Source organism: Pantoea sp. Ae19-2, from assembly GCF_059801205.1.
In genome coordinates this window covers 1-11,656 of the sequence record NZ_JBCHWE010000006.1, presented here as the reverse complement: position 1 = coordinate 11,656, position 11,656 = coordinate 1, and the positions used below count along the sequence as shown (strand labels likewise).

General features: G+C 51.5%; 12 protein-coding genes. 10 read left to right on the top strand and 2 right to left on the bottom strand.

Features of this window, described 5'->3' with window-relative positions; genetic code table 11:
- The 5 genes from AAIE03_RS24075 to AAIE03_RS24055 all read left to right on the top strand — a co-directional run.
- Positions 1–2,023 (top strand): replication endonuclease (locus AAIE03_RS24075; RefSeq protein ID WP_498563291.1); only part of this gene is annotated, 2,023 nt, incomplete at its 5' end.
- An 83-nt stretch (positions 2,024–2,106) separates the two neighbouring features.
- Entirely contained in the window at positions 2,107–2,295 is a 189-nt protein-coding gene (locus AAIE03_RS24070; RefSeq protein WP_498563290.1) for a hypothetical protein, read from the top strand.
- Positions 2,296–2,311: 16 nt separating this feature from the next.
- Complete coding sequence (locus tag AAIE03_RS24065; protein WP_058707109.1) at positions 2,312–2,578, top strand: hypothetical protein; 267 nt, start codon at positions 2,312–2,314, stop codon at positions 2,576–2,578.
- Between the two features lie 356 nt (positions 2,579–2,934).
- Positions 2,935–4,182 carry an AAA family ATPase gene (locus tag AAIE03_RS24060; RefSeq protein WP_058707432.1) on the top strand — a complete coding sequence of 416 codons (1,248 nt, stop codon included), beginning with the start codon at positions 2,935–2,937 and terminating at the stop codon, positions 4,180–4,182.
- The gene (locus AAIE03_RS24055; RefSeq protein WP_058706966.1) at positions 4,179–5,264 is read left to right on the top strand and encodes an SIR2 family protein; all 1,086 of its coding nucleotides are present in this window, start codon (positions 4,179–4,181) and stop codon (positions 5,262–5,264) included. The genes AAIE03_RS24060 and AAIE03_RS24055 overlap by 4 nt, the downstream gene beginning before the upstream one ends.
- A gap of 25 nt (positions 5,265–5,289) precedes the next feature.
- Here AAIE03_RS24055 and AAIE03_RS24050 read toward each other — a convergent pair whose 3' ends face one another.
- The gene (locus tag AAIE03_RS24050; protein WP_498563289.1) at positions 5,290–6,321 is read right to left on the bottom strand and encodes a phage portal protein; all 1,032 of its coding nucleotides are present in this window, start codon (positions 6,319–6,321) and stop codon (positions 5,290–5,292) included.
- Entirely contained in the window at positions 6,321–8,087 is a 1,767-nt protein-coding gene (locus AAIE03_RS24045) for a terminase ATPase subunit family protein (protein WP_058706968.1), read from the bottom strand. Before AAIE03_RS24045 ends, AAIE03_RS24050 begins: the two co-directional genes overlap by 1 nt.
- A gap of 144 nt (positions 8,088–8,231) precedes the next feature.
- On the opposite strand from AAIE03_RS24045, the gene AAIE03_RS24040 reads away from it, so the two are divergent.
- The 5 genes from AAIE03_RS24040 to AAIE03_RS24020 form a co-directional block, all read left to right on the top strand.
- The gene (locus AAIE03_RS24040) at positions 8,232–9,095 is read left to right on the top strand and encodes a GPO family capsid scaffolding protein (RefSeq protein WP_498563288.1); all 864 of its coding nucleotides are present in this window, start codon (positions 8,232–8,234) and stop codon (positions 9,093–9,095) included.
- 44 nt (positions 9,096–9,139) lie between these two features.
- Complete coding sequence (locus tag AAIE03_RS24035; protein ID WP_058706970.1) at positions 9,140–10,351, top strand: phage major capsid protein, P2 family; 1,212 nt, start codon at positions 9,140–9,142, stop codon at positions 10,349–10,351.
- Positions 10,352–10,354: 3 nt separating this feature from the next.
- Entirely contained in the window at positions 10,355–10,999 is a 645-nt protein-coding gene (gene gpM, locus AAIE03_RS24030; RefSeq protein WP_498563287.1) for a phage terminase small subunit, read from the top strand.
- A 97-nt stretch (positions 11,000–11,096) separates the two neighbouring features.
- Positions 11,097–11,561, top strand: coding sequence for a head completion/stabilization protein (locus AAIE03_RS24025; protein ID WP_498563286.1), 465 nt, complete (start codon positions 11,097–11,099; stop codon positions 11,559–11,561).
- Positions 11,561–11,656: tail protein X (locus AAIE03_RS24020; protein ID WP_498563292.1), on the top strand; the 96-nt coding region annotated here is incomplete at its 3' end. The genes AAIE03_RS24025 and AAIE03_RS24020, both read left to right, overlap by 1 nt.

Below are 11,656 nucleotides of genomic sequence, written 5' to 3'. Positions count from 1 at the left end.
CAACGAGCAGTACCGGGTTAAGGCTATGGAAGCCAGTACTTTTAACCTGCTGGCACAGAACGCCCCGAAAGAGAATGGCGCAGCGCGTGCCGGAGGCCAGCTGTGGGAGCTGATGAAGCGCTTTAACCGCCTGGCAGATGTGTCGCGTGCCGATGTGGACTTGCTGGCCGGTGATATTGCCAGTTTCATTCTGGCCGAGCTGGTACAGGCACACGCTCAGGCAGCTGATGAGTCAGATTATAAATACACGCACCGCGTTTACATGACAGCGGCGGCCATCACCCGTGAATTTAATCAGACGCCGCCACTGTGGGATAAGGTGACGTCCCATTTCTTTGATCCCGAAGAGGTCACGCCCGCCGTGCTGCGTATGCAGACTGAAAAATGGTGGACGGGGAGACTGCGCCGCGTGGCTTCGTCATGGCGGGAACACCTGCAGATTGCCCTGGCTAACGTCAGCAAAAAGCACACCCCCTACGCCAGCAGAATGACGGTTTCAGAATGGCGCGAACAGAAACGCCGCACCCGTGAGTTTTTAAAGGGCATGGAACTGGAAGACGAGGAAGGCAACCGCATCAGCCTGATTGAAAAATACGACGGCAGCGTGGCTAATCCGGCAATCCGTCGCTGTGAGCTGATGACCCGCATTCGCGGCTTTGAAAATATCTGTAATGAGCTGGGCTATGTCGGCGAGTTTTACACGCTGACCGCGCCGTCACGCTATCACGCCACAATCAAAACCGGCCATCGCAACCGCAAATGGAATGGCGCCAGCCCGGCAGACACGCAGCGTTACCTATGCAGCGTGTGGCAGCGTATCCGCGCAAAGCTGCACCGTGATGACATTCGTATCTTTGGCATTCGCGTTGCTGAACCCCATCACGACGCAACGCCACACTGGCACATGCTGATGTTCATGCGTCCCGAAGATGCGGATCAGGTTCGCCAGACAATCCGTGATTATGCCTTCCAGCAGGACAGCAACGAGCTGACCACGGATAAAGCCCGTAAAGCGCGCTTTCATGCCGAGGCCATCGATCCGGAAAAAGGCAGCGCTACGGGTTACGTGGCTAAATATATTTCTAAGAATATCGACGGTTACGCGCTGGATGGCGAGCTGGACGACGAAAGCGGTAAAGAGCTTAAGGAAACCGCCCCCGCCGTTTCTGCCTGGGCGGCCCGCTGGCACATCCGCCAGTTTCAGTTTGTAGGCGGTGCGCCGGTCACGGTTTACCGCGAGCTGCGCCGCATGGATGACACCGAAACCGCCCACGGCCTCAGCGTAGAGTTTGCCGCTGCGCATGACGCGGCCGACGTGGGCGACTGGGCGGCATACGTTAACGCGCAGGGCGGCCCGTTCGTGCGGCGTGATGAGCTGGCCGTGCGCACATGGTATCAATCGGGCGATGAGCTGAATGAATACGGTGAGGAAACCGTGCGTATTAAGGGCGTCTACGCAACTGAGGTTGGCGCAGATACTCCGATTTTAACCCGTCTGGCACAGTGGAAGATTGTCCCGAAACGTGCCGTTGATTTTGGTTTTGACCTTCAGGGCGCGCCCGCGCCCTCTCGGAGTTCTGTCAATAACTGTACGGGGCGTTTGAGATCTGAGGATTCAAACCCGCCGGAAAGTGTGGAAGAAATTGACCTTAAAGGGATGAGCCGTAAAGAACGGCGACGGCTGCTGGCCCGACTGAAGGGTGAAAAACCAGATAAAAAACACTTAGTGCTGAGGCGGCCAGACAAAATCGAGACAGCTTGCGACAACGTGATCGGTCAGGTCAGAGATTTAAGCGGCGAAACCATCAGTCGCGGTCTGGCCGTGCGACTGATAGGCGGTACGCAGACAGAAATTGCGGGAAAACTGTTCCGCAGTACCTGTTACGGTGATTTAGTGCGACCATTCAAAAGCAAGGCTGACACTTCACGTAAAGACGAAATACTGAGCCGTTTCAACAGGCTCGCTGAAAGGGCAAAGGCAGCCAACTTACTTAAAGCAGAAAGCGAAGCGCACAAAAAGTAAGGATAAAAGTAAAAAAACATTTCACTTTAAGAATCCTCTAATATACTGTGTTTATGTACAGTTGTTTGTAGGGAGAAAATGTTATGCAGGATTATTTCTTTGAATCATTGAAGTTACAGCGTATTGATTTATTTATGAAATTAGTCGCATCAAGTGATTGTAGTGAAGATGAAAAGAATCTGGCGATCCAATGGGTGACTGAGCTGACTGATGAGCTTATGAAAAAGGTCAGAAGTCACGAATATGCCCGTTTGATGGAAGTATCTGAATAGAAGGGCAGGGCTGGATATGGGCGGAAAAGACAGCTTTTACCGGATTGTCTATCACGGCCAGGTTCTTGAGCATTACAAAGAAGGTGAGTTCATTTTCTTTCAGCGCGCCAAAGAACAAGGTGGCGGGTACTGGCTGGGGCAGACGTTTGATGGCGTTTTTGTATTCACGCTGCCTCACCCAACAAAGTTTTGGGACGGTTGGGAATACCTGATCAGGTATGCACGCAGGCCGCCGCCAAAGCCTAATGTTATCGAATCCGGTGATACCTTCCCTCTTTTCTGAGCGCTGATGCGAGAGTGCATGTCTATGCTGCATGAATCCGCATGATCCCAAAAGGATCGTTTACCCTCTGGCCCGCCAATATTGGTGGGCTTTTTCATAGGTCATGCAGGTGCATGAAAACCACTACATAAAGCGGGCAGGCGTGGCGGGGCTACGAGCGCGCGCTGGGCGTAAAGATTCAATCATTCCATGTGTTAAGCGTTGTAGCGATTTTAAGGTTGGAAAAGCAGTTCAGCCTCAAAGCATCGTCCATTTAAGTACCATATTTTGTGGTTCACGTTGTAAAAACCCCAGTACTGGTTTAAAGTGGTGAAAGTGCATTTTTTGCAGTTTGGTCACAAAATTAAGGGTTTCAAATGCTTGTTGCGTTCACATTAGACAATTATAAAAGCTTCAGAGAGCAACAAACTCTTAGCTTCGTTTCTTCGAATGGAGACGAGCATTTAGAGCATACAATTTTGCTAGATAACGGGTTGAGAATAAACAGGTTTGCTGCCTTGATAGGTGGTAACGGCTCTGGCAAAACGCAGTTAATAACTGCAATTAACGAGTTTTCAAGTGGTATTCATAACGATCAACTACATGAGTTGCACAAACCTTACCTCTTTAGTAAAGAGAGCCGACTCAAAGCTACTTCTTATGAGATCATTATTCTCGATAGTACTAGAGAAAATTTTTACAGGTATGGCGTGTCTGTTTTGGCTGGTAATATTGAAGGTGAATATTTATATTCACGACCAGTTAAAAAAGGTGCTCGTGAATCCTGTATTTTCATAAGAGATGAAAACGGAACTAGTTTCAAAAAATCAGAATATAAAAAGCACGAAGCTCTAATTAAGCCGATTCTGAAAAGTACTGGCGCAGTAATTACATTTTCCCGTTCACTTGAAATATTTGAGTTAAATGAGGTTAGGTATTGGGCTTTATCTCAATTGCCATATCTGCCTGATTCTTTTCTAAATGATGGTTTGGATTTTTTTGAGGGAAGAATTGAAGCCAGACTTCAGCTTGATGAAAATGGCAAGAAAACTATTGATAAACGTACAAAAAAACTTATTACCACTTATGGTGAATTTATAACCAAATCTCCGTTGCATATCGATGGCGTTGATTTTATTCAAACAGGCTCTGACAAAAAATACCATTTCGTATATAAAATAAAAAATTTGGATGGTGGATATACTTCTATAAGCCCAAGCGATAGATATCAATTTTTTTCGCAAGGCACTGTTAATATATTAACTTTTTTGGCAGCCATGCTTTGGGCTTCAGACTCAATATTCACACTTTATGTGGATGAAGTTGATGCATCGATACATCACTCTCTGGCTACTACTTTAATTAGTGATATTTTAAAATATTACTGTACTCGTGATGATATGCAGTTTGTTTTATCAACACACAATATACCTCTTCTTGATGAATGTTTCAGAAGGGATGAGTTAAATATAATAATTAAAGATGATACCAAGTCATCAAAGATAATAAATACAGCGAATTTTTCAATAAGGAAAGATGCCAAAATATCTGCAAAGTATTTTAGAGGTGAATTTGGTGTTTTGCCGTCATTTCTGGGCTTTTCAAAAAATGAGAAAGAAAAATGATTGATGAGTTTGATTACGATGGTGTAAGCCAAAAAAAGAATTTATTAGCCATCGAATCTTTTGATGATTTAAAAAATAAATTACATGATAAACGTGTGTGTTTATTTCTAGGGGCAGGTTTTTCTAAAGCTTGGGATGAGTCATATCCTTTAAGTGATGACGTTTTTTCAATAACAGAGGAGGAAGCTAAAGATAATGTTAAAAATTATGGGTTTTTTTCTCTGTTCGATAATTTAAATTTAAAATGGGCTGATGAAAATGCTAGTCTCAGAGACAAGGCTAGTGTTTTTAAAACATTTAAGTACAATATCGATATTTACAAACGCTATCCGAGTCTGCTTCCTTCACATCTGGACAAGCAAACTATGGAGCTATTCGAACATCAGATTAAACTATATATTAAAAATAAATTTGCATTGCTTGTGGATGGTTCTGAGTTAAATGTGGCAACTAAAGGTGCGCTTAAGAGAAACAAAGCAAGTATTGTCGATTTTTTTAAATACTTATCTAAAAGCTCCAGCCTTGATGTTATTACCACAAACTATGATATAGTTATCGATAAGGTACTGCGGCGATCAATTCCTGAAAGATCAATTCTAAGAGGCTTTCCAGTTCATATGAATCAGGAACTACAATGCCCTAGGCGTGGTGGTGTTGGCCTTTATAAATTGAACGGTGGTTTTGAGGTGATACCTTCTGGTGATGGCTTTAAAATTGATTATGACTCACTCATAGATAAAAAAATTGCCCCTAACATAATATTACCTTCGAATGATCAAGATTATAGCGATAAATATTTTAAAAATGCTTTTATTAAATCTTCAGGTCAGCTCAGGAATGCTGATTTACTAATTTTTATCGGTTATTCTTTTCCTGAGGAGGACTACGTTATACAGTTTTTACTCAAAACATTTTTAGATATGGATAACGTTGATAAAGAGACTATTATTGTTAGTCGTGACGAAAAGAGTGCAATAGATTGTCACCAGAGGGCCTGTAAAGTCTTTGCTGAACTAAATGATAAGTCAGGTTTGTTCTATTTTAAAGGTTCTTTTTTAGATTTGTGTTCTGGTGTTAAATAGAGGGCCGTTAGGCCCTCTTGGTTTTTTATAATAAATAGTTTTTGAATGTTATCACTTCGGTGCCCATCCAGTTATTAATTTCTTTGATTTTTTCTTGTAATGGAATAAGTTCATTTCGAACAAATACTTTGCTCGCCTTTTCAATATCACCGAATCCTCCAACATTATTTGGCATAATTCCCATCAGCTGCGGCGGCACGCGATGCACGGCCAGCATGTCATCGCGCGACACGTTTTTGATATTCAGAAACTCATCTTTGGCGGCCACCTCTGACAGCGGGATAATCTGAATCCCGTCTTTCTTCCCGTTCGGGCTGTACATAAACAGATTGCGGAAGTTGCCAGGGCCCTTTGCGCTTTTCATTGCAGTGCGTATGTTGTCAACGTCCTGCTGGCTCTGCGCCGGGTCGGTCATGTACATGATAAAGCCCGCATGACTGCCGTTAATATAATACTTGCGGCGGAACAGGGTAGCCGACTCATTCAGCAGCGCGGACGGGACAGCCGACAGATAGCCCGGCACGCCGTAGATTTCCTGATTGATGTCCGGCTCCATCAGGTGAAATACGCTCCCTTTTGTAAATTCATACGGTTCTGTGTTGAGGCCGTAATGCGCATACCAGTAGGTGTCCAGGTCAAGCCCGCGTCGCGTGTATTTGGCAAGCGATGGCTCCAGTTTCAGCGTGGTGCCGAGGCGGCTGGTGCGCTTCTCCAGGTAAGCGTTGGCAAAGACCAGATAATCCATCGCAAAGCGGGTAAAAGCCTGCTGGCTTAAAAGCGGATGCGGGATAAAGGTACTCGCCAGAATGTTGCATTTCACGCTGATAGGTGAGCTGTGATGCACGGCGGCGCGGAACATGCGCGCCAAACCGTCAACGCTTACCGGTGGCTCATACCAGCGGTCATTGATGACGCACTCCACGTAGTCCAGCAGTTCGCGCCGGTCGAGTACCGGGATTGGGTCGCCAAAGGTAAACGCCTCCGAGGCGGCTGTGCTGGTCATCTGTTCCGGTTGCTGCACGGGTTGCGTGCTCGTGCGGTTCCTGCGTCTGCTCATTAATACATCTCCACAATGTTCTGCGTGTGTGCCGCCTGTCCCTGCAGCGGCTCGTTTGCCAGCGCGTGCATGGTCGCCCAGGCTAAATCGCCGTGGCTCACTTCCTCGCTGCGGCTGGTTTCATAGGTCGGACGGTTGCCGCTGGCCGTGGTTGCCTTACGGATGGACATAAACGACTGCGCAATGTCGAGGTGGCTGGCGTCAAACTCCATGCGCCCGCTGCTGATGGTGTCGTAGGCTTTTAGCACCAAGGCATTTTTCACCGTCGGGTTATAAACAAACTCTTTCACCTGCGGGAAAAAGGCTTTCACGTTCTCATAGACGCCGAGGCCGACGCCGGTCGAATCGATGCCGATATAGGTCACGTTGTACTGCTGCGTAAGGGTTTTGATGGCGTCGGCCTGCGCGCGGAAGTCCATCCCACGCCACTGGTGACGCTCAAGGATGCGGAACTTGCCGCCCGGCACGGCTGGCGGGGCGATGACCACACAGCCCGCACTGTCGCCGTTCTGCGTACCCTTCGCCGGGTCGTAACCAATCCAGACCTCTTTCCAGCCGAACGGGCGCAGTGCCAGCGCTTCGAAGTCGTCCCACACTTCCCAGCTGTCCACCATGCATTTCTGCAGCATGGCAAGCTGGAACACCGAAGCGAGATCGTCCATAAACACGCACATCAGCAGGTTTTGATAGTCTTCCGGGCTGTAGCGCGTGCGCAGTTGCTCCAGGTCGAACAGGTCACAGCCGCCGCGCACGGCATCCTCAACGGTGACAATCTGGCGAAACTGGCCGTCGGCACACAGGCGGCCGGCGGCAAGCGACGCGTGGTTTAAATCAATATCAACCCGGTCGGCTTTGACGCGGCCCTTGTTAAACTGTGCGCCTGACCAGAACGGATAGGCGCTGTGCGTGAGGCTGGACGGCGTGGAAAAGTAGGTTTCCCGCCATTTCTTGTGCAGCGCCATGCCGGAGGCGACTTTCTGCAACTCCTGAAATTTCGGGATCCAGAAATATTCGTCCAGGTACAGGTTGCCGTGATAACTCTGCGCAGTGCGGGCGTTGGTGCCGAGGAAGTACAGGCACGCACCGTTAGCCAGCGTCATCGGGTCGCCTTTCAGGTCTACATCCGCCTCGCGGGCAAACTCCACGATGTACTGCTTGAATACGTGCGCCTGCGCCTTACTGGCCGACAGAAAAATCTGGTTGCGTCCGGTGGTGAGCGCATCAATCAGCGCCTCGCGGGCAAAAAAGAACGTCGCCCCAATCTGGCGCGATTTCAGCAGGTTGCGGACGGCGTATTTATTGCCTGCTTCCCACCACTGGCGCTGGTAGCCAAACATCGTGCTGTGGAAGATGTCCTGCAGCTTTTCGATCTGCGCGTCGCTGAATACGTTTTTTTCAGGCGGTTTGCGCGGGCCTCTGTTGCGGTTTTCGACATTGGGGTTTAAATCCGCCTCATTGCCGCCGTTGTTAAATTTTCCGATGCGCGCATGACGCTCTGACTGTCGGGCCAGCAGGTCAATTTCTTTGTAGTCCTTTCCTTCCTTCACCTCTTTCATGACCAGCTGGCAGTAGCGCGCGGCGGTGGTGAGCTGCATCTGGTCAAGCGGGCCATAGTCGCCCCACCTGTCGCGCTTCTTCCAGCTGTGAACGGTTGCGGGTTTCTCTCCCAGCATTTCAGCAATGCGGGCGATGCGGTATCCCTGAAAGTACAGCAGCAAAGCCTGTCTGCGGGGATCGAGGTCTGCGGGGGCGATTGTCGTTGTCATGGCCCCAAAATACGGCCCGCCCGTTTCCTTTTCTGCCGTCCGTGATTGTGTGAATTACGGTACAACGTCGTCGCGTTGTTTCAGTGCCCCTGTCGCCGCAAACATAGGGACTCACAGAGTTTTTATCTAACCGGAGCCTGGACAATGGCAAAGAAAGCAAAGCGTTTCCGCATCGGGGTGGAAGGTGCCACCACGGACGGGCGCACCATCGAGCGCAGCTGGCTGGAACAGATGGCGGCCAATTACGATCCGGCTGTCTACACCGCCGTAATAAACATGGAGCACATCAAGGGTTACACGCCTGACAGCGCGTTTCGCCGTTTCGGTGTGGTCGATGCGCTGGACACCGAAGAAATCAGCGACGGCCTGCTGAAAGGCAAGCTGGGCCTGTACGCGGTGATTAACCCGACGGATGAGCTGGTCACGATGACCGGCAACATGCAGAAGCTTTTCACCTCAATGGAGATTCGCCCGGAGTTCGCCGACACCGGCGAGGCGTATCTGATTGGCCTGGCCGTGACCGACGATCCGGCCAGCCTCGGCACCGAAATGCTGCAGTTCAGCGCCAGTGCGGGCGCTAACCCGCTGGCAAACCGCAAGCAGCATCCTGACAACCTTTTTACCGCCGCCACCGAAACCGTGATCGAGTTTGAGGACGAGGCCGACGAAAAACCGTCCCTTTACAGCCGCGTTGTCGCGCTTTTCAGCAACAAACAGAAATCGGAAGACGCGCGTTTCAGTGACGTTCACCGAGCCGTCGAGCTGGTCGCCACCGAGCAGCAGGAATTCAGCCAGCGCATCGAAACCACCCTGAGCGAACAGGCCAAAACCCTGCAAACGCAGTTTGCTGCGGAGCTGGGGCAGGAGGTTGCCGCCCGTGAGCAGCTACAGGCGGATTTCAGCCAGTTGCAGGAACAGCTTAGCCGTGAAGACGGGCGCCAGGACTACCGCCCGCGCACGCCCGGCAACGGCAACAGCAACAGCCAGGACGTGCGCACCGACTGCTGAAGCAGGCGCGGCCAATCCTCTTAACGAACAGAGAACACGAAACGATGAAAAACAACACCCGCTTTAAGTTAAACGCCTACATGTCGGTACTGGCGGAAATCAACAAAATCAACCTGTCGGCACTCAACAGCAAATTTACCGTTGAGCCATCCGTGGCGCAGAAGCTGGAAACAAAAATTCAGGAGTCATCTGACTTTCTGACGCGCATCAACATCGTGCCGGTCGCCGAGCAGAGCGGCGAGCGTCTGGGGCTGGGGATCGGCGGCACGATTGCCGGTACAACCGATACCACGCAGAAAGAGCGTGAGCCTACCGATCCCACCTACATCGACGGCGAAGGCTATAAATGCACGCAGACCAACTTTGACACGGCGCTGCCTTACGCGAAGCTGGACATGTGGGCGAAGTTTGCCGACTTTCAGGTGCGCATCCGCGACATGATTGTGAAGCGCCAGGCGCTTGACCGCATCATGATCGGCTTTAACGGCCTCAAGCGTGATAAAACCTCTAACCGCGTGCAGAACCCGCTGCTGCAGGACGTCAACATCGGCTGGCTTGAGAAAATCCGCCAGGAGAAACCGTCACAGGTGATGGGCCAGCATATCGACAGCAACGGCAAAGTTGTCGCCGATAAAATCACCATCGGTAAAGGCGGCGTATTCAACAACCTTGATGCCGTGGTGATGGGCGCGGTGTCTGAAAAAATCGCCGTGCAGTATCAGGATGACACCGAGCTGGTTGTGATCTGTGGCCGCCAGCTATTGGCCGACAAATATTTCCCGATCGTCAACAAAGACCAGCCCAACACCGAAGCGCTGGCCGCTGATTTGATTATCAGCCAGAAGCGCATCGGCGGACTGCCTGCGGTGCGTGCGCCGTTCTTCCCGGCAGATGCGATGCTGATTACGCGCCTTGATAATCTGTCGATTTATGTCCAGGACGACACGCGCCGCCGCTCCCTCATCGACAACCCGAAACGGGATCGCGTTGAAAACCTTGAATCGGTCAACGAGGCGTATGTGGTTGAAGACTACGACTGCACCTGCCTGATCGAAAACATCGAAGTGCTGGAGCAGGAGAAAGAGAAGGAAGAAGAGGTCAAAACCAGCGGCGCGCCAGCAGAAATGAGCGAAGCAGAAATCGAACGCATTGCCACTGTTGCAGCAAACGTCGTCAAGGCAATGAGCGAGCAGGGCGCGGCGAATGTTGAATCTGGCGCTGGCAACAATACCGGCACCGGCAGCGCAGGAGCGTAACCCGTGACCAATCCTTTCCGCGCACACACGCGGTTCATTCAGGGACAGGAGGCCGCCCGCACGGGCGGCAATGGTCGCCATGCGAAAGGCTATGACCTGATGCTGCTGCAGCTGAATGAAGACCGTCGCCGCCTCAAGGGCATTCAGTCCACCGTCACCAAAGCGCAGGTAAAAATTGAGGTACTGCCGAAGTATGCCGCCTGGGTTGAGGGCGTGCTGAGTGCCGACGGGGCGCAGCAGGATGACGTGATCATGTACGTCATGCTGTGGCGTATTGATGCCGGTGATTATGCCGGAGCGCTGACCATTGGCCGCCATGCGCTTAAACACGGCTGGGTGATGCCGGTCGGCAAGCGCAACACGGCGACGGTGCTTACTGAGGAAATGGCCGACGCCGCAAAGGCCGCCATGCTGGCCGGAACGCCGTTTGATGCTGACCTGCTGCTGCAGACGCTGGACGCAGTGGACGGGGAAGACATGCCGGATCAGTCGCGTGCGCGCCTGCACAAGTCCATTGGCTGGGTGCAGACCGAAAGCAACCCGGCATCCGCGCTGAATCACCTTAAGCACGCCCTGCAGCTGGACGAAAAATGCGGGGTGAAAAAAGACATTGAGCAGCTGGAGCGGAAACTCCGCAAAGACAGCTGATAACCGAACGTGCCCACGCGCGGGGCGGCACGGGGTGGCGACAGGCAGCGCCGCATCAAAACCCCGTCCACCGCCCACCTATTCAGGAGTAGTAAGGATGCAGTTTACAGCGCCAGAGCAGTCACCGGTTGCGCCGGTCATTATCCCGAATAATTCATTCTGGCCGGATCTGGATTTGGCTAAGTTCCGCAGCGCGATGCGCGTTGACGGCACCGTGACGCCGGAGCGGCTTAAGCAGGTGGTGCTGACCGCCATGTCAGAGGTGAACGCCGAGCTGTACCCGTGGCGGGAACGTCAGGAAATGACCGGTTACAACGGGCTGGGTGACGTACCGGCTGAGCAGCTGGCCGGAAAGAGCGTGCGCCTGCACCACTATGAAAACGCCGTGTGGTGCTGGACGCGCGCGGTACTCAACGAGCGATACAGCGACTTTGACGCCACCGCATCCGGTGTGAAGCGCGGCGAGGTGCTGGAGGATGCCAGCGGCGATTTGTGGCGCGATGCGCGCTGGGCCATCAGCCGCGTGCAGGATCTGCCGCATATTACTGTCGAGCTTATCTGATGAAAGTGCGTGCGCAGCAGTATGACACGGTGGACGCACTGTGCTGGCGTCACTACGGGCGCACGCAGGGGCTGTCCGAGCTGGTGTTACAGGCT

Excerpts from the sequence above, each read along its gene's own strand:
- AAIE03_RS24070 (WP_498563290.1), top strand. The coding sequence starts at position 2,107 with ATGCAGGATTATTTCTTTGAATCATTGAAGTTACAGCGTATTGATTTA.
- AAIE03_RS24065 (WP_058707109.1), top strand. The coding sequence starts at position 2,312 with ATGGGCGGAAAAGACAGCTTTTACCGGATTGTCTATCACGGCCAGGTT.
- AAIE03_RS24060 (WP_058707432.1), top strand. The coding sequence starts at position 2,935 with ATGCTTGTTGCGTTCACATTAGACAATTATAAAAGCTTCAGAGAGCAA.
- AAIE03_RS24055 (WP_058706966.1), top strand. The coding sequence starts at position 4,179 with ATGATTGATGAGTTTGATTACGATGGTGTAAGCCAAAAAAAGAATTTA.
- AAIE03_RS24050 (WP_498563289.1), bottom strand. The coding sequence starts at position 6,321 with ATGAGCAGACGCAGGAACCGCACGAGCACGCAACCCGTGCAGCAACCG.
- AAIE03_RS24045 (WP_058706968.1), bottom strand. The coding sequence starts at position 8,087 with ATGACAACGACAATCGCCCCCGCAGACCTCGATCCCCGCAGACAGGCT.
- AAIE03_RS24040 (WP_498563288.1), top strand. The coding sequence starts at position 8,232 with ATGGCAAAGAAAGCAAAGCGTTTCCGCATCGGGGTGGAAGGTGCCACC.
- AAIE03_RS24035 (WP_058706970.1), top strand. The coding sequence starts at position 9,140 with ATGAAAAACAACACCCGCTTTAAGTTAAACGCCTACATGTCGGTACTG.
- AAIE03_RS24025 (WP_498563286.1), top strand. The coding sequence starts at position 11,097 with ATGCAGTTTACAGCGCCAGAGCAGTCACCGGTTGCGCCGGTCATTATC.